This window comes from Dactylosporangium sp. CS-047395, from assembly GCF_050942185.1.
Lineage (GTDB): Bacteria > Actinomycetota > Actinomycetes > Mycobacteriales > Micromonosporaceae > Dactylosporangium.
Genome location: NZ_CP192015.1, coordinates 10,246,495 through 10,264,732 on the forward strand (window position 1 = coordinate 10,246,495; position 18,238 = coordinate 10,264,732).

At 68.0% G+C, this 18,238-nt stretch carries 11 protein-coding genes and 1 tRNA gene; 10 read left to right on the forward strand and 2 right to left on the reverse strand.

Annotated elements, in window-relative coordinates:
- Positions 1–68: 68 nt before the first annotated feature.
- From ACQP00_RS47885 to ACQP00_RS47905, 5 genes are all read left to right on the forward strand, one after another.
- On the forward strand, positions 69–623 hold the full coding sequence (locus ACQP00_RS47885; protein ID WP_433051674.1) for a YqgE/AlgH family protein: 555 nt from the start codon (positions 69–71) through the stop codon (positions 621–623).
- Positions 624–698: 75 nt separating this feature from the next.
- Positions 699–771, forward strand: a tRNA-Ala gene (locus tag ACQP00_RS47890).
- 257 nt (positions 772–1,028) lie between these two features.
- Complete coding sequence (gene istA, locus ACQP00_RS47895; protein WP_433224269.1) at positions 1,029–2,312, forward strand: IS21 family transposase; 1,284 nt, start codon at positions 1,029–1,031, stop codon at positions 2,310–2,312.
- Positions 2,313–3,137 carry an IS21-like element helper ATPase IstB gene (gene istB, locus ACQP00_RS47900; RefSeq protein ID WP_433210453.1) on the forward strand — a complete coding sequence of 275 codons (825 nt, stop codon included), beginning with the start codon at positions 2,313–2,315 and terminating at the stop codon, positions 3,135–3,137.
- 76 nt (positions 3,138–3,213) lie between these two features.
- Positions 3,214–4,440: an IS30 family transposase gene (locus tag ACQP00_RS47905; RefSeq protein WP_433210455.1), complete on the forward strand. Its 1,227-nt coding sequence runs from the start codon at positions 3,214–3,216 to the stop codon at positions 4,438–4,440.
- Positions 4,441–4,844: 404 nt separating this feature from the next.
- On the opposite strand, the gene ACQP00_RS47910 is transcribed toward ACQP00_RS47905, so the two are convergent.
- Positions 4,845–5,804 (reverse strand): hypothetical protein, encoded by a 960-nt coding sequence (locus ACQP00_RS47910; protein WP_433210457.1) that lies wholly within the window; start codon positions 5,802–5,804, stop codon positions 4,845–4,847.
- 202 nt (positions 5,805–6,006) lie between these two features.
- Between ACQP00_RS47910 and istA (ACQP00_RS47915) the strand changes: the two genes are divergently transcribed.
- The 4 genes from istA (ACQP00_RS47915) to ACQP00_RS47930 all read left to right on the forward strand — a co-directional run bounded on the left by istA (ACQP00_RS47915) (position 6,007) and on the right by ACQP00_RS47930 (position 10,868).
- Entirely contained in the window at positions 6,007–7,296 is a 1,290-nt protein-coding gene (gene istA, locus ACQP00_RS47915; protein WP_433199897.1) for an IS21 family transposase, read from the forward strand.
- Complete coding sequence (gene istB, locus ACQP00_RS47920; protein WP_433199894.1) at positions 7,293–8,117, forward strand: IS21-like element helper ATPase IstB; 825 nt, start codon at positions 7,293–7,295, stop codon at positions 8,115–8,117. Before istA (ACQP00_RS47915) ends, istB (ACQP00_RS47920) begins: the two co-directional genes overlap by 4 nt.
- An 869-nt stretch (positions 8,118–8,986) precedes the next feature.
- Positions 8,987–10,378: an IS1380 family transposase gene (locus ACQP00_RS47925; RefSeq protein WP_433206730.1), complete on the forward strand. Its 1,392-nt coding sequence runs from the start codon at positions 8,987–8,989 to the stop codon at positions 10,376–10,378.
- Between the two features lie 181 nt (positions 10,379–10,559).
- The gene (locus ACQP00_RS47930) at positions 10,560–10,868 is read left to right on the forward strand and encodes a hypothetical protein (protein ID WP_433210459.1); all 309 of its coding nucleotides are present in this window, start codon (positions 10,560–10,562) and stop codon (positions 10,866–10,868) included.
- A gap of 69 nt (positions 10,869–10,937) precedes the next feature.
- Here the strand turns inward: ACQP00_RS47930 and ACQP00_RS47935 are convergent, their stop codons facing one another.
- Positions 10,938–14,873, reverse strand: a complete 3,936-nt coding sequence (locus ACQP00_RS47935; protein ID WP_433210461.1) for a hypothetical protein — start codon at positions 14,871–14,873, stop codon at positions 10,938–10,940.
- A 1,208-nt stretch (positions 14,874–16,081) separates the two neighbouring features.
- Here ACQP00_RS47935 and ACQP00_RS47940 point away from each other — a divergent pair.
- Positions 16,082–18,133: a P-loop NTPase fold protein gene (locus ACQP00_RS47940; protein ID WP_433210463.1), complete on the forward strand. Its 2,052-nt coding sequence runs from the start codon at positions 16,082–16,084 to the stop codon at positions 18,131–18,133.
- The last annotated feature ends 105 nt before the right edge of the window (positions 18,134–18,238 follow it).

Consider the following 18,238-nt stretch of genomic DNA (forward strand, 5'->3'; position numbering starts at 1 on the left):
GCGGGTCACCCAGACCAGGGAATTCCGGCACGGGCCGGGGAACGTCCAGGCAGCGTCGAGGGAGGGCGATGGAGTCGCTGACGGGCCGTCTGCTGGTGGCGACGCCCGCGCTCCGCGACCCCAACTTCGAGCGCACCGTCGTCCTGGTGGTCGCCCACGAGGAGGGCGGCGCCCTGGGCGTGGTCCTCAACCGCGCCACCGAGGTCCAGGTCGCCGACGTCCTCGGCGGCTGGGGCGCCCTCGCGGGTGAACCCCCGGTCGTCTTCGAGGGCGGCCCCGTCCAGCCCGAAGCCGCCATCTGCCTGGCCCGCACCCGCCCCGGCGTCGAGGACCTCGCCGGCTTCAACCGAGTCTCGGGCGCCGTAGGCACCGTGGACCTGTCCGGCGACCCCGATCTCCTCGTTGCAGGAGTCCTGGGCGTACGAGTCTTCGCCGGCTACGCGGGCTGGTCCCCCGGCCAGCTGGAACGCGAGATCGAGGGCGGCTCCTGGTTCGTCTTCGACGCCCTCCCGAGCGACGCCTTCGCCCCCCGCCCCGACGACCTGTGGCACATGGTCCTACGCCGCCAGGGCGGCCTGATGGCGGCGGTGGCCCACTACCCATCGGATCCGACCCAGAACTAGGGATACCCGATGTGACCCCTCCCCCGGGTATGTGTACTATTCCGTGAGTGCCCGCGAGAGCGACGCACAGCAGATGGGGCCGTGGCGCAGCTGGTAGCGCACCACACTGGCAGTGTGGGGGTCAGGGGTTCGAGTCCCCTCGGCTCCACAGGGTTTGACCTGTGGATATAGAGCAGGGGCGATGATCTTGTGATCACGCCTCTGCTCACAGAGATCCACATCCCTGGCCTCCCCCTGCTCCGTTGTGTGAGCACGGGACGGGATGATCACCAATGTCCACCAGCGCGCGCCGATCACTCGGCGCCAGCGGCGCGGCTACGCGCCTGCCCAATCCTCGGATCGGCCGGGGTCCCATCAATGCGACGGCGAGTGCGCCGTACGCCCCACCCGTAGCGCCTCCGCTACATCCGTCGGCTGCACCGGTCTGAGGGTGTGAGCCAGGCGGCGATTGCTCGCCGGTTGAGGATTTCGCGGAACACGGTGGCGCGGGCGTTGGCGTCGGACCGGCCGCCGAAGTATCAGCGGGCGCCGCGGGGTTCGGCGGTGGACGCGGTGGATGCCCGGATCCGCTCGTTGCTGGCGCAGTGGCCGACGATGCCGGCCACGGTGATCGCGGAGCGGATCGGCTGGACCAGATCGTTGACGGTGCTCAAGGACCGGGTGCGGGAGCTGCGGCCGTTGTTCGCCGGGGTGGACCCGGCCGACCGGATCGAGTATGCGCCGGGCGAGGTCGCGCAGTGCGATCTGTGGTTCCCGCCGCTGCCGGTGCCGGTCGGCGCCGGCCAGACCCGGGTGCTGCCGGTCCTGGCCATGACGTGCGGGCACTCGCGGATCACCGACGCGCTCATGATCCCGTCGCGGCGGGCGGGCGACATCCTGGCCGGGATGTGGGAGGTGATCGCCGACTGGGGCGCCTGCCCGCGCACGCTGCTGTGGGATCGGGAGGCCGCGATCGGCGGGACCGGCCGGTTGACGACCGAGGCGGCCTCGTTCGCCGGGACGCTCGGCGTGAGGATTCGGCTGGCTCCGCCGCGGGATCCTGAGTCGAAGGGCTTGGTGGAGCGGCGTAATGGGTTCTTCGAGACCTCGTTCCTGCCCGGGCGGGCGTTCACGTCGCCGTTCGACTTCAACATCCAGATCAGCCAGTGGCTGGCGGAACGGGCGAACGTGCGGCATCTGCGCGCGATCGGCGCGCGGCCGGTGGATCGGTGGCCGGCGGAGCGGGCCGCGATGGTCGCTCTGCCGCCGGTGGCCCCGCAGGTCGGGTTGACCGGCCGGGTCCGGCTGGGCCGGGACTACTACCTGCGCGTCGACGCCAACGACTACAGCGTCGACCCCCGGGCGATCGGCCGGTTCGTCGACTGGATCGCCACCCCGGCCCGGGTCGTGGCGTCCTGCGCCGGTCAGGTCGTCGCCGAACACGACCGGTCCTGGACTCACGGCGTGACGATCACTGACCCGCAGCACCGGGCCACCGCGAAGCTGCTGCGCGCCGAGCTCGCGCAACGCCGCGCCGCCCAGCATCCCGCCACCCGCAGCCACCCCGACGGCCACGTCGTGGCCCTGCGAGCACTGCCCGACTACGACGCCCTCTACGGCGTCGACTTCGACCCCCGACCACACGACCAGCCCGAAGACCCGCCCGGCGAGCAGTCCAGCGCCGAGTCATCCATCCACGAGAGGATCTAAATGCCCGCCACCACGACAGCGAGCACCCGCGCCACCGCGGCCGCCACGACCCGCTCACGCCCGGACCAGCTCGACTCGAAACTCGCCTATCTCACCCGGGTTCTCAAGACGCCCACGATCGGGCGGGTCTGGCAGGACCTGGCCGACACCGCCCGCGACGCGAACTGGTCGCACGAGGAATACCTCACCGCCGTCCTCGAGCGGCAGGTCGCCGACCGCGAGTCCGCCGGGAACATGATGCGGGTCCGCACCGCGCACTTCCCGGCCGTCAAGACCCTCGAGGACTTCAACCTCGACCACCTGCCCAGCCTGCGCAAAGACGTCCTGGCCCACCTCGCCACCGCCACGTTCGTGCCCAAGGCCGACAACGTCGTGCTCCTCGGGCCGCCCGGGATCGGCAAGACCCACCTCGCCATCGGCCTGGGCGTCAAAGCCGCCCAGGCCGGCAACTCGGTGCTGTTCGACACCGCCACGAACTGGATCACTCGGCTCGCCCGGGCCCACCACAGCGGCGCGCTCGAGGCCGAGCTCAAGAAGATCCGCCGCTACCGGTTGATCATTATCGATGAAGTGGGCTACATCCCGTTCGACACCGACGCAGCAAACCTGTTCTTCCAGCTCGTCGCATCCCGCTACGAGCAAGCCTCGATCCTGGTCACCTCGAACCTGCCGTTCGGGCGCTGGGGCGAGGTCTTCGGCGACGAAGTCGTCGCCGCCGCCATGATCGACCGCCTCGTCCACCACGCCGAGGTCCTCACCCTCGCCGGCGACTCCTACCGCACCAAAGCCCGCCGCGACCTGCTCACCAAAGACCGCAAGAAATAGGACAAACCATCAGCGCGGCTGCTCAGTTTTCAACCGGGTGGTTTCTATTGACGGTCGCAACACTTCCTAGATCATTATGGGAGCCGTGTTGTCGTCACGTCGGGTGAAGAAGGGGCCGGGGCGTCGTCCGCAGTCGGCCAAACGCCAGCGGTTCATGGAGCTGCGTGAGCGGGGTTGGAGTGTCCGGGCGGCGACGCGGGAGGTGGGGGTGAGTCGCACGACGGGCGCCAACTGGTCTCGCGGCTACAAGATCTACCGCAACGGTGTTGTAGTCGGGTTCGTCGCGGCGCTGGATCGGTTGGCCGTGCGCCAGATCAGCGCCCGGTTCCTGTCCCAGGACGAGCGGATCGCGATCGCGGACCTGCGCCAGGCCGGCTGCACGATTCGGCAGATCGCCGAACAGCTGGGCCGGGCACCGTCGACGATCTCGCGGGAACTGCGCCGCAACGCTCCCGGCGCCACCTACCGCCCGTTCGAGGCGCAACGGCTAGCGACCACTCGCCGTGCCCGGCCTCATCTCCGCCGCATCGAGACCAACCATGAGCTCCGCGACTTCATCGGCGCACTGCTCGAGCAGCGGTGGAGCCCGCAGCAGATCAGCCGCCACCTGCGGCTGCGGTTCCCCGACGAGCCGGAGATGTGGCTGTGCCACGAAAGCATCTACCAAGCGATCTACCAACCCGGCTCCGTCATGATGCGACCGACGAGGCTTGCACCGCAACGGCGTTCGCCGCTACGGACTGGCCGCGACCATCGCCGCGCCCACCAACGCGTCGAGCGGCGCCGGCCCCGCTTCCAACAACCAATGCGCACCATTCACCAGCGCCCTTTTCAACCCGAGGACCGGTCCCAGGCCGGGCACTGGGAAGGAGACCTCATCGTCGGCAAAGAGCACCGCTCCGCGATCGGCACGCTGGTCGAACGCACCACTCGACTGGTGCGCCTGCTGCACCTGCCACTGCGCGACGGCGACGCGCTGCACCACGCGCTCACCGCCCGCCTGGCCGACCTGCCGCCCGGACTGGTGCGCTCGATCACCTGGGACCAGGGCACCGAAATGGCCCGACACCGATCGATCACCAAGTCGCTCGGCACGCCGGTCTACTTCTGCGACTCCCGATCGCCCTGGCAGCGCGGCTCCAACGAAAATACCAACGGGCTGCTGCGCGACTACTTCCCCAAGGGCACCGACCTCAGCGCCCACTCGCCCGAGCACCTGGCCGCAGTCGAGGACGAACTCAACCACCGCCCCGAATGGTGCTCAACGACCAAGCGCCGGCGGACCTCTTCGCGACGCTGCTAGCCTCGAGCGATCCGTCCGTGTTGCAACGTTGACTAGAACCCGCCCCGTCGCAACCTGCTCACTTTTCAACCGTCGTTGACAACCTTCGCCCGAGTGCCAGCATTCCCAGCACCGTCGCGACCATCTTCTCGACGAGCTAACAAACTCCGTATCGGGACGGCATGCCGATCTTGAGTGTGGATTTTAGCATCTGCGAGCAATCTGCTTGTGCCGGCAGTACGGCTCCAACAACCGCTGATGCGCGCTCACCGCGACGAGCAGGTCATCGATCTGCTGCTGCATGCCGGCCAGCGCGTGGGCGACTTCGTCAGGCGGAGGCGGTGTGGTGTTTCGGTCACTGTTCCTCCCCACGGTGATCAGCCGGTCCCGTACCGTAGTTAGTCCGTGCACGCACGAACGGCCAGTCACGAGGCCAAGGCGGCGGCCGGTGCTGGCGCGAGGGCCTCCGTCGTCAGATGCATTTTGATCATCTCGTCAGCCCGTCGCTGGTAGGCCCTGGTCTCCGCCAGAACAAGCCTGAAGGCATCTGTGAGGGAAATACTGGCTGCGGAGAAGGTCTCGGTGAAGCCGCCGTTGCGCATCTTGTCCTTGGGCACGAAGCCCAGGGCAACACCTTGCTCTCGAAGGCGGTTCAGAACGGCCGTTTCGATCGCATACGCCTGCCGTCCGGTGACCATCGCGAGGAGCTCGAAGACGTGCCAGCCCACGTTTTTGAAGCTGGCGACCCGTGTCGATCCTTGGCCGGTCACGCCCACCTTGTGCGCTCCCAGCTCGGGGTGGGTGATCAGGTACAGCACCGCTGGCCCGACGAGGTCTGGTCTGTTGTTTGCGCAGTTCTGGCAGCCGTCCGATTCCGGGCGCAGGATGTTGCTCAAGCGTGGTGTGACGATCTCATCGCAGTTCAGGCATCTGCATAGCCACGGCTTGTTGCCGCCGGGGTAGGGCTCAAGTGGGTTAAAGCCGGCGCCGCGTGCCTGTGCGATGGCGAGTGTCTCTGGTTTGCGGCTCGCGAGGCCGTTCGCTGTGGCGGCGCACGGCGTGCAGCCGCCCTGGCCGCTGGTGATGTTGGTCAGCCTCGGGCTGGAGATCTCGCCGCAGTCGAGGCAGCGGCTGTGCCAGGGTTTCGCGCCTCCCGGGTACGGGTCGAGCGGCTGCATTCCGGCTGTCCGCATCCGGGAGACGGCTTCGGCTACGTCGAGGCGGCGGGCGAGTCCGTTGGCCGCGTCTGCGCAGGGCTTGCACCCACCTTCGCCGATGTCGTGCAACCGGGGACTACGGACCTCACCGCACTTCATGCACAGGCTTCGCCACGGCCCATGGCTGCCCGGATAGGGATCGAGAGGTTCCATCCACGCGGCGCGCATCCGGGCTACTGCAGCATCCTCTGGAAGTCTGCGAGCTTGGGTAGTACGTGCCCGACCGCAGGGCTTACAACCGCGGCCACCGCGGCGGGCAGTCACCAGCAGAACCGGGCCAGCCCATCCGCATACCAGGCTGTCGACGGCGGCCTAAGACTGACCCTCTGGCGGCGGATTGGAATTGACCCCTCTCCGTAAGTCTGGAGGGGTGATCAAGTTGGAGGAGTGGGCTGAGCTGCGGCGGTTGCACCTGGGCGAGGGTGTGCCGATCAAGGAGCTCGCTCGGCGGTTCGGGTTGTCGCGGAACACGGTGCGGTCGGCGGTGCGGGCGGTGGAGCCGCCGCGGCGTGAGCGTGGGCCGCGGGGTTCGTCGATTGATGTGTTCGAGCCACAGATCCGGTTGCTGCTGACGCAGTGGCCGTCGATGCCCGTGCCGGTGATCGCGGAACGGATCGGTTGGACGCGGTCGTTGACGGTGTTGAAGGACCGGGTTCGGCAGTTGCGGCCGTTGTTCGTGCCGCCGGATCCGGCGGACCGGATCGAGTACTCGCCGGGTGAGGTCGCGCAATGCGATCTGTGGTTCCCGGAGCCGCAGATCCCGGTCGGGGCCGGTCAGCGGCGGGTGTTGCCGGTCCTGGCGATGACGTGCGGGCATTCGCGGGTGACGGACGCGGTGATGATCCCGTCGCGGCAGGCGGGCGACATCCTGGCCGGGATGTGGGAGATCATCGGCGGGTGGGGTGCGTGCCCGCGCACGCTGGTCTGGGACCGGGAATCAGCGATCGGCGGGACCGGGAAGCTGACGGCCGAGGCGACGTCGTTCGCGGGAACGCTGGGCGTCGGCATCCGGCTGACACCGCGACGGGATCCGGAATCCAAAGGTCTGGTCGAGCGGCGCAACGGCTACTTCGAGACGTCGTTCCTGCCGGGCCGCACGTTCACCTCGCCGTTCGACTTCAACACACAGATCGGTGACTGGCTCACGACCCGGGCGAACGTCCGGCACCTGCGCGCGATCGGCGCTTCCCCAGCCCAGCGGTGGGACGCCGACCGGGCCGGCATGGTCGGCCTGCCGCCGGTGGCGCCGGCGATCGGGCTGACCCACCGGGTCCGGCTGGGCCGCGACTACTACGTCCGGGTCGACAGCAACGACTACAGCGTGGACCCCCGCGCGATCGGCCGGTTCGTCGACGTGTTCGCCAACCCAGTGCGGGTCGTGGCGTCCTGCGCCGGTCAGGTCGTCGCCGAACACGCCCGCTTCTGGGGAGTCCGGCAGACGATCACCGACCCGGCCCACCGCGACACTGCCCGGCTGCTGCGCGCCGAGCTGGCGCACCGCCGGCGCGAGCTCGAGCGCGAGACGACCAGAAGCCACGCCGACGGGCATGTCGTGGCCATCCGCGCCTTGCCCGACTACGACGACCTGTTCGGCGTCGACTTCGATCCGCACCCCGTCGAGCACCCACCCGCATCCACCATCGCTGAAGGGATCTCATGACCACCACAGCAAGCACGCGAAGCAAGGCCGCGACGCAAAGGCCTGCCGCGGCCCGGCCGGACGGGCTGACGTCGAAACTGGCCTACCTGGCCCGGGTACTGAAGACCCCCACGATCGGCCGGGTCTGGGAAGACCTCGCCGAGCAGGCCCGCGACGCGAACTGGTCCCACGAGGAATACCTCGCCGCCGTCCTGGAACGCCAGGTCGCCGACCGGGAATCAGCCGGGAACATGATGCGGGTCCGCACCGCGCACTTCCCGGCCATCAAGACCCTGGACGACTTCAACCTCGAGCACCTGCCCAGCCTCCGCAAGGACGTCCTGGCGCACCTGGCCACCGCCACGTTCGTCCCGAAGGCCGACAACGTGGTGCTCCTGGGCCCGCCCGGGATCGGCAAGACCCACCTCGCGATCGGGCTGGGCATCAAGGCCGCCCAGGCCGGCAACTCCGTGCTGTTCGACACCGCCACGAACTGGATCACCCGGCTCGCCCGGGCCCACCACAGCGGCGCGCTGGAGGCCGAGCTCAAGAAGATCCGCCGCTACCGGTTGATCATCATCGATGAGGTGGGCTACATCCCGTTCGACACCGACGCAGCGAACCTGTTCTTCCAGCTGGTCGCGTCCCGCTACGAGCAAGCCTCGATCCTGGTGACGTCGAACCTACCGTTCGGCCGCTGGGGCGAGGTCTTCGGCGACGAAGTCGTCGCCGCGGCGATGATCGACCGGCTCGTCCACCACGCCGAGGTCCTCACCCTCGCCGGCGACTCGTTCCGCACCCGCGCCCGCCGCGCACTCCTCGCCAAGAACCGCGACAAATAGACCAAGCCGACCTGACGGGGGGTCAATCCCAAACCGCCCGAGGGGGGTCAGTTCTAATCCGCCGTTGACACAGGCACCTGCACCTCCACGGCGTCGCCCGGTCTCCGGGGTAGGGCTCCAGCGGCTGCATCAGCGCTGCGTACATCTTCTCGATGGCTTCGTGTGCGATCCGAGCCAAAGTCTCGGCGCTTGGTCGGCCGCCGCCCACTTCGCGAACCTGGATGTCACGCTTGCGCAGCCACGAGGTGACGGTGCCGGTGGCCACGCCATAGATTGCGCCGATCTTTTTCGCTGACAGGCCTTCGGTTTCATACAGGCGCCGAAGCTCGCGGTGAGGGGGGATGGGGTGGGCCACGCAGGCACACTAGATGACTAATACGACATCCTGCGGGAACGTCACTCAAAGGCCCTGGATAAGCAGCCCGAGACGTCGACGGTCAGCATCGCCGCTGAACCCAGATGCGACGGAGCCCACGCGCCAGAACTCCGCGCCATCAACGGTGCCCTGCTGTCCATCGATCACGGCGGTGCCGCTGAGATCCGGCAGAGACCGGGGTTGATACTGGTGAGAACGCCTATTCGACTGTCGCGAGTTCTCGCCCCAGGGACGGGAAGCTGCCACCTAGCGGTTGCTGTGCGTAGCTGGGGTCAGTAGTGGCTGGGGAGCATGTCGCTGTCGAGCGCAGGATTTCGACGTTGATGATGGTGGGCTGGCCGCCACAGCGGCAGGCGTATCAGACAAGCCTTAGCCTCGATCCACCGACCAACGGTCACGTTGTGAGGTGCGAGGGTATGGGAAATGCCCTCTGACCTGGAAGGATGGGAGTTCTCTACGCTTCCATCACCCTGGTCGAGAGGGCATCTCGTAGGTGCGATTGTTGCATGCTCGCCGCGCGGTCGATGCGGTGTTCGACGAGGCGAATCTGGTGTCGTGTGCCGGCCTGGTGCCGGTGATGGGTCTGGCCGAGCAGGTCGATCTGGCCGGGCTGGTCGCATCCCGGGTGCGGCCGGATCTGTCCACAGGGTCGAACGCGGGCGCCAAAGCCGCCGCGGTCGTGGCCGGGATGGCGGCTGGCGCGGACAGCATCGACGACCTGGACGTACTGCGGCACGGTGGGATGGCCATGCTGTTCGCCGGGGTGTACGCGCCCTCGACGCTGGGGTCGTTCCTGCGGTTCTTCACCTGGGGCCACGCCCTGCAGTTGGAGGCCGCTGCCCGGGACCTGCTGGCCGCCCTCGCCGCGGCGACACCGCTGCTGCCCGATGCGGGCAGGCAGACGTATGTCGACGTGGACTCGTTGCTGCGGCGGGTCTACGGTCACGCCAAGCAGGGCGCCGCGTTCGGCCACGCCAAGGTCGGTGGCTACCGCGTGCGCCTGCGCGGCCTGTCCCCGCTGGTGGCCACGATCAGCACCGCCACCGCGGCGCCGGTGATCGCGGCGACCCGGCTGCGGGGCGGCAACGCCGGCTCCGCCCGCGGCGCGGCGTCCCTCGTGCGTCAGGCGATCGCCACCGCGCGGTCGTGCGGCGCCACCGGCCGGATCCTGGTCCGGGCCGACTCGGCGTTCGGCTCCGGCCCCGTGGCCACCGCCTGCCGCAACGCCGGAGCGAACTTCTCCCTCACCCTGCAGTCCAACCCCAAACTCCGCGCCGCGATCACCGGGATCGACGAGCAGGCGTGGACGCCGGTGCGCTACCCCGGTGCCGTCTACGACGCCGACACCGGATGCTGGATCTCCGAGGCCGAGGTCGCCGAAACCGTCTACACCGCATTCGAGTCCACCCGCCACAAGATCACCGCCCGCCTCGTCGTGCGCCGGGTCAAGGAACGCAACCCCGCCCCCGAAGGCCAGGAGGCGTTGTTCCCGATGTGGCGGTATCACGCCTTCCTCACCGACACCACGGAATCCACCGTGGATGCTGATCTGACCCACCGCGGCCACGCCGTCGTCGAACAGGTCTTCGCCGACCTCATCGACGGGCCCCTCGCACATCTACCTTCGGGCCGGTTCGCCGCCAACGCCGCCTGGCTGAGCCTCGCCGCGATGACCCACAACCTGCTGCGCGCGGCCGGCTGCCTGACCAGCCCCCGCTACGCCACCGCCCGAGCCGCTACCATCCGCCGCCAGCTGATCACCGTCCCAGCCCGGCTGGCCCGCCGAGCCCGCCGCCTCATCCTGCACCTGCCCACCCACTGGCCCTGGCAGCACTCGTGGCAGACCCTCTTCGACCGAGTCCACGCACCACCCGTCCCGGCCTGACCCGGACCAACCGCCCACCCCGGGCCCACCCTCGCCACGGAGCACGCCGGCGCGCCGGCGTGTCCATCACGCCCACCGACCAACACAATCAGCACACATCGATGCAATGCTTCGCGACACGCGCACCTCAGGGCCCATCGGTGGATCCAGGCTTAGAGCAGATCAAGACGGAGACATCGACATGAAAATCTTCAGCTACGAGGACGAACCTGAAATCACCATGGACCCGGAGACCCGCCGCGCCTTAGTCCAGCAGCTCCTCGGCCCCGACGCGCCGCCTGCGTGGTGCGAGCTGGTTGAGGCGTTGGCGATGCTCGCCCCGGCCCACAACAATGACATCAGCCCGCTCCACTGCACGCTGGGTGAGCTGATCGTCTGTGCCCAACCAGCTGGAGTACCCATCGCCGAGATCGAGCGGCTGGAGGAGATCGGCTTTCACGTCGCCGATGACGAGGAGGACTTCAGGTCGACCCGGTTCGGCAGCGCCTGAGCTAACGTGATCCAGCAATCCTGGTGGAGTGACAGAACAGGTGGAAGTGACATGCGACTCGAATGGAGCCTAGATCGAATGGAGCGGTTTGATCGTCTTTGCGACGTATTGAGACGCTGTGTCACTGTCCGGAGCGAGTAATTCGTCGGCGTATGTTCTTGCCAGGTCGGGAGCGAGGTGAGCCATCCCGGTGAAGCAGGCGTCCCAGCCACCGGCGATCAACGCCCGGGAGAACAGCGGTTGTTGTGCGTGAGCGGGAGCTGCGACGGCGAGCGCGGCGAGCGCAGCTGCTTGCAGGTCGGGGTCTTCGATCGATTGCGAGAGGTTCTCGGCGGCCGTGAGGTTTCCCGCCTGGGCCGCGGTCTCGGCGAGTCGCTTCTGGATGTGTGGCCGCCACGTTCCGCTGATGCCGTCCAGGATGTGGGTCGCCCGTTCTACATCGTCCTGTTGGATCATCAGCTCGAGTACTTCGGCGATATTCGATGCGTGCGAGCTCCAGGAAATTCGTGAAGTCTTGCCGCGTTCGCTGAGGAGTGTCTCGGCTGCATCGAGCCGCCTTGCCTTCGCTGCTGCGACGGCCACGAGCGCAGCAACCTGGTCGTGCGTCAGCGGGTCGAGGCGTGCTGCGGCAGCGGCCCGCTGCAGGAGTTCGTCGGTCAGGGCGATCAGGCCGGCTGCAGCGGCTGCCGTAGCGAGCCTCGCGAGGGCGTCCACCCGCGGGTGCACCGTATCGAGAGTGGTGGTCAGCTCCTCGGCCTCGGCAATGACCTGTTCGACCTGGTCGACGCTACTGCCCGCTGCGACCGTCTCCGCGATCTGCACGAGCGCCGCAATCCGAGGCTCGGATGACCGGATCATGCCGGCGACGCGACGCGCGTCCTCGACGTCGCCCAGCCGGCACAGCACAGCCGGAAGCCAGTGCAGCGCATAGTCATGGTCGCGTGGGTCGCCGATCGCGTCCGCCGTAGTACGGGCGAGTTTGACCAGCTCACGTGCCTGCTCGGGCCGGCCCGCGGCAAGGTGTTCGTGTGCGACTTGTGTCAGTGTGTGGACCCTGTGCGACGAGACGGGAAGTGACAACACAATGTCGCGAGCGCGGGCGGCGAGGCCCGCGCGCACGGCGGCGAGTGCCACCGCGGTAATCGCGCTCGGATCTCCGGAAGGGTTCTCGTTGGTGCGGGCGAGCCGCAGTGCTGCGGCCAAGTCTCCCACCGCGACCAGCGCCTCGAGCCCGGCGATCCGCAGCAGGGCCTGCTGTCCGACTGGGTCGAGCAGGCCGACGTTGGGCTCAAGGTGTGCGGCCAGCGCCGCGGCCCGGTCGTGATCGCCGATACGCAGCATGGCGTTGATGGCCGCGACTAGCGATGCGGTCCTGGCCTCGGCGGTGTCGATGGACTGGGCTATCTGTTCTGCCTGATCGGCGCACCTGACGGCGTCGTCGAAGGCGCCGTTGCAGGCGAGGCTCATGGCGACTCCGGCCAGGGCCTGCGCCCGCCGGAACGGATCGTGAATCATGCCGGCCAGCTCGTGCAAGTGCTCCGGGCTGGCCCCGGCCGGTTGGCGAAGAGCATGTTCAAGCACTTGGTCGCGTGTCTCGGACTGGTCGAACTCCTCCAGCAGGCGTGCGAACCACGCCGCGTCGACGGCGGCCACCAGCCCGGCGACCCACGCGAGTTGCGTGGAACGTTCACGCGGATCGGCTACGGACCGCGCTGCCTCTTCAGCCTCACGTGCCAGGGCGACCGCGTGATCAAGGTTGCCGGCCATGATCGCTGCCTCTACGCACCAGCAGAGCACCCTGGCCCGCCCGGCGGGTTCGAGTTGCCGTGCGGTGGTAACGGCGCGTTCAGTCATCTCGACAGCGCGTCGGGCGTCGCCCAAGTCCGCGAACCCTATCGCGACCAGCGCGCACTTGTCGGCGCGATCCTGAGCGCCGTCGAGCGTGGAACACAGATCAGCTGCCTGCTCAATCCATGCCGCTGCCTTTTCCCGGTCGCCGTGCCGAGCTGCGGTCTCCGCGAGCCGCCGTAGCTGCTGTACTTGGGCAGACGGACCGGGTAAAAGGTTGAGCAGCCGCACCGCACGGTCGGTATCACCGGCCTTCACCGCGGCGAGCCCTGCCACATCGACTTCCTGCTGCCGCATCCCGGGAAACTGCATGGCAGCAGCGCAACACTCGGCCTGGTCGGCGAACCACGCCGACGCAGCACGATCGCTGAGGCCGGCCGCCGCGACCGCGAGCTGGCCGTACACCCCGGCCTGCTGCAAGCCGGGATCGGCGGCCACGAGGCCGGCCGCCACGTCAACCAGCCGACGCGCCCGCAGCTGCTCGTTGGCCGCCACCGCCTGTATGGCGATGGCCAGCAGAGCACCTACATGCCGGCTCCCCGCGGGGATCGACATGGCCAGGCGTTCCGCCTCGTCGAACTGGCCGCACTCAGCCGCGACGCCCGCCAACTCAGCGAATACTACGGCCCGGTCGTCCATACCGGTCAGGGAACGGGCGAGCGCTTCGGCCCGGGCGGTCTGGCCCAGGCGTGCCCGCGCCTCGACGAGCGGCCACGGAATGTGGTTGTTCCGCCGGCGGATCCGGTTCCGCAGCCAGGCCAGCTGCGCAATGTCGGGCAGATGATTGTCGCCGGCCCGGTGCAGGGCATGCTGGGTGTCGCTGATCTCGGCGAGGGCGGTGTCGTCACCTCCCGTAACGGTCCGTAGCCACCGATGTCGATCGGTGTCAGTGGCCAGCGCAAGCATCCTCCGAAGGTCGCCGATGCTCTTCAGCATCCGGAAGTAACCGCGAATCAGGTAGCCGGCGGGGGTCTCAACGGGCCAACGCAACTGCCGGTAGCTGTCCGCCCACGTATAGAGGCGCTCCTGAAAATCCGCGAGCGTCTGCGGCCCGAGCCGGTCGAGGGCCTGGACTCGCAGGGTCTCGTGGGTGAAAAGGAAGACCCGGCCGTCGGCGCGCTGATCGGTGCGCCCGGCAACGGTGCGGCCGAACACACCGCCCAGGAGCCGATCGATCTGATACCCCGGCCTCCTGGTCAGCAGGTGGAGATCATCGCGGTTGAGGCCGCCGCCGCTGGCGGCGACCAGGCCGAGCACCTGGAAACCGAGCCCGTCGTGGCGATCGGGGTCGACGGCCAGGATCTCGTCGAGTTCACGATCGGCGAGCTCGATGACATGGCGGGCGTGCGGCGAGGCCGTCAGGGGCCGTATCCGGGCGGTACGCAGGGGGTGGTCGGCGTCGACGTCGGCCGGTAGCGGCGGATCGGGGCGCCCCACGACGATAACCTTGAGGCCGTTCTGGCGCTTGGGTAGCAGGGCGGCGATGCTGGCCTGGCCCGATCCTGGCAACGACCCGCAGTCCTCGTCAAGACCGTCGACGAGTAGCACCAGCCGGCGGCCCGCGGCAGCGGCCTTCGCCACGGCGTCGGCGAGCAGGCGGCGGCGCAGCCGGTCACGTTGGGCGGGCGAGAGGAGCGGCGGGGGCTGCTCGCCGGTGAGCGCCGTGAGCTGGTCCAGCAGGCCATCGGTGAAGGCCGCGCTGTCCGCCTGGCTCGCCAGCCGCGCTGTGACGAAGAACGACACCACCCACACGTCCGGCGGAGGGTGCAGGACGAACCAGGACATCAGCGCCGACTTGCCCGCCCGGGCCGGTGCCTGCCACCACACGTACGCCTCGTCGGTGGTGCACCAGGCAGCGAGTTCGGCGAGCTCAGCGTCGCGGTCGAGAAGTTTGACTGGTGCCATGTCGGCGAGCTGTTCGAGGTAGCCCGACCGGCGCCACCAGTCCGGACGCTCCCGTACGGCAGCTGCGGTGTCCCGCTCGAGGCGGGCCTTCTCGAAGAGCTGCTTCCCTCGCCTCACCTCCGTGTCAGTCGCACCGAGCGCACGCAGGAGGCTCTCGGCCTGGATGCCATCTGCGGGCCAGGCGATGCCGCGCAGGATCTCGCCAACCCGGCTGGCCGAGGAGAGCTGCATCCGGCCGGCGAGCGTTCGCAAGCTGGGCAGCCCGTTCTCTCGGTGGATCCGCGCGCACAGGTCGAGCCAATCGCGCCACGGCCCCCGAGCAGGCCACCGTGACTGGTCCACCGGCTTACCCCGCCCGCTGATGATCGCCGCCCTTTCGCCCCGCCCGCTGTGCGCTCAGCGTACGGCCGGTGTACTCCTGAAGGTCACTCCGGTCCTGGCCGGAGGCGTACGACCAAGGACAGTACGGCAGCACACCGCCGGAGGCGCGGCATCGGGGCGAACCTGAATCCCATACCGATTCCCCGTGCACGAAGGGCATACCACCATGCAGATCTGGACCACCGTGACCGCCGTCCTCGGCGACCTGCTCACGCTCGCCGGCGGCGCCGTCACCCTGGTGGCGGCCGTACAGGCGAACCATCGTCCCCCACGCCGACGCCGCGCACTTACGTCACGTCGGAGACGCGGCGTCGAGTAGATCAACTAGCCGCCGCTAATGCCGCGATTCGCGCCGTGCGCGAGCCGGTGCATCTCCCGTCGATCAAAGAGCGTAGGCGGCCGAGGTCGGCGCAGGCCGACGCAACGGAGTTCGGCGGCACGCGGACAGACTTCGCTGGCGACGGGCAAACACGCTGGTGTCCGGTCTCGTCGATCACGAGGCACCGGCAAGTCCGTGACCTGCGGTGCCTCAGGTAGGTGAGACGGTTCAATTTCCGGTTTGTCGCGCTGATCATGAGGCAGTTCACCGACCTGCGGGCCGTGGTCGAGCCGATTCTCGCTGGCCAGGCGCCCGACTGCCTCAGCTTCGTCAGACGCCAGTGCGGATGCCTGTCTCTGCCGAGACTGCCTCGGGCCGGGTGAGACAGGACAGCTGGCTCGCCTACCCGAGCCCAACCGGCGTCAGCGTGGGTCCCGAACTGACGAACACAACAATCGGCCATCGGCCGGTGGGACCCGAGCTCACCGACAAACGGGTCCCACAGTCGCCGACGAAGCCAAAAGACGGTCACCCGGCAGACGCTTGTCGCCGAGGCCGGTATCGCGTTGATCCACATGCAGGCGACAGAGATGGGGTACCTGTTCCACCCAGTGCCATCGTCCGGAGTCAGGCAACAGACAGTCAGCGAACTGTGCGCGGTGTGCAACGCGGTGGTGCGTGGCGGGTATCCTGAGCCGCTCGACTGACCACGCCGGTGACGCTTCGGCGACGGCCAATGATCTGTGGGCTTGCTCGAAGGGTGCTGCTGGTGTGGGCTGACAATGAGACGGAAGTTGATCTTCTTGGTTACGAGTTCCTCGTCGACAGCCTTGTTGTCGCCTTGACGGAGCCTCGTCTCCTGCCTTTGACACTAGGAGTGCTCGGCGATTGGGGCTCGGGTAAGTCGAGCCTCATGATCATGGCTCGTCTGCAGTTGGAGAAGCTGTCAGCGGCTGCCGAGGAAGAAGCGAGCGATGGCCAAGAGTCGCGGCGGCGGTACGTGTGCGTGCCGTTCAGCCCGTGGCGTCACCAAGACTTCGAGGACGTTAAGGTCGCGCTGATGTCGGCTGTGCTTGATCGGCTGGCACAAGAAATCACCGAGCCGGATGATGAGCAGCACGAGCGGATCGGGCGGCTAAGCCGATTCAAGGAGAAATTGCGGGCAAGTGGCCGGTGGGTCGGCAGAACGACCCTTGCTGGAGTCCCGGCTGCTGTGACCGCCGCCGCTGCTTACGATCCGACCCTGGTGCCCGTGGAGGTCTTGCCGATCGCTCAGGCCGTTGTTGGTGCGGCCGTGAGCGAGGGCCAACGAGCCCTGGCAAGTTCTTCGGCGAAGAGCACGACGTCGGTGGGCTCGCCCACCGACGTCGAAATCACGAACAGCACCGAGTTTCATCGGCAGTTCGAAGAGCTAGTTGAGAACCTTACCGGCGTTCGGGCGGTCGTAGTCTTCATCGATGACCTCGACAGGTGCCTTCCTGATGCAGTAGTTGACACGTTCGAAGCGATCAGGCTGTTCCTCAATAGCAGTAAGACCGCGTACGTCGTAGCCGCTAACCAGGCTGTGGTTGAGGCGGCGATCGACTCTCGGTACCCAGAGCTTCGCCGTGATGATGGCATAGGTATTGGCGCGGACTATCTGGAGAAAATGCTTCAGCTCAAGGTTGCGATCCCCGCGTTAGCTGTCCCGGAAGCCGAAACGTACGTAAACCTCCTCCTGGCCGATCTGTGGCTGGGGCCTGAGGAATTCGCGACAGTGCTCGAATCCACGCAGAAGTTGCGCGCTGGCGGAGAACTGACGGTCGCGTTTAATCTGGGTATCGCCAGCGGTCTGCTCAATGCAGTTCCCGACAAACTGGCTCGCGATCTGGGTTGGGCCGCCGAAATAGCGCCCTCCCTCGCCACGGGGCTGCGCGGCAATCCGCGGCAGATCAAGCGATTCCTGAACACGCTGATGTTGCGACACCGCAGCGCCGCGCTGCGCGGCGTCGTACTGCGACCCGACGTACTCGCCAAGCTCCAAATCCTGGAGGAACAGCATTTCCCCGACTTCAAACGACTGTTCGACTGGCAACTCGGCGCTGAGGGGACCATCCCGGAACTCGCGCAGGCGGAGGGCGCGGTCCTCCACATCGCCGCAGCGGAGACCGGCAGCGCAACCTCAGCCACGTCCGGGTCAGCAGTCGCCGCGGCGAAGGCGGGCACTAACAACACCAGGGCGAACGACAGTGGCTCTGAGCGGCCATCTCGGGTGCGGAAGGCGTCAGCGCCCCCGAAGCTTCGAGCCGACGTTCAGGCGTGGACCGACAAGGAGCACGTGCGGCATTGGTTGGCGCTAGAGCCGCGACTCGGGGCGACCAACCTGCGTCCTTACTTCACGTACTCGCGCGACAAGCTTTCGCTCGGTGTGGCGGTGTCCCGGATGCCGCAGCACCTCCAAGCGCTGCTACGGCGAGTTCAGGACGCGCTGCCGGCCACGCGCAGGGCAGCGATCGGCGATGTTGCACAACTGCCACCGCACGAGCTGGCTCAGCTCGTGGACGGTCTGATGGACCGCGTTGGTCGGAATCCGGGCGGCCCTGGCACGCTGGGGGCGGTCGAGTTGGCCGAGCGGATCCCGGACACGGCCGCCACGATTGTGCAGGGGTTGCTTCCGCTGCCGCCCTCGGCCGTTCCCGGCTCGGTTGGAACGGCGGCCGTTCGCCGCCTTGCGGGCGTTGCCGGCATCGATGAGCTCTTGGACAAGTGGGCAGGTGGCGACAACACCGCGCTTGCCAGCGCCGTTCGAGCCGCTCGCCGTCCCAGCACCTGATGGGCACGTCAGCGGACCGATCGGCCGGAGCGGGCGGGGCCTGGACACCGCTCAAGCAGGCCACCACCGCGTACCTGCGGACGCTACCCACTGGCGGCGACTCAG

What these genes read in the sequence shown, in the direction of transcription:
- ACQP00_RS47905 (WP_433210455.1), top strand. Translation starts at nt 3,214, where the DNA reads ATGGGAGCCGTGTTGTCGTCACGTCGGGTGAAGAAGGGGCCGGGGCGT.
- ACQP00_RS47885 (WP_433051674.1), top strand. Translation starts at nt 69, where the DNA reads ATGGAGTCGCTGACGGGCCGTCTGCTGGTGGCGACGCCCGCGCTCCGC.
- ACQP00_RS47910 (WP_433210457.1), bottom strand. Translation starts at nt 5,804, where the DNA reads ATGCGCGCCGCGTGGATGGAACCTCTCGATCCCTATCCGGGCAGCCAT.
- ACQP00_RS47930 (WP_433210459.1), top strand. Translation starts at nt 10,560, where the DNA reads ATGAAAATCTTCAGCTACGAGGACGAACCTGAAATCACCATGGACCCG.
- istB (WP_433210453.1), top strand. Translation starts at nt 2,313, where the DNA reads ATGCCCGCCACCACGACAGCGAGCACCCGCGCCACCGCGGCCGCCACG.
- istB (WP_433199894.1), top strand. Translation starts at nt 7,293, where the DNA reads ATGACCACCACAGCAAGCACGCGAAGCAAGGCCGCGACGCAAAGGCCT.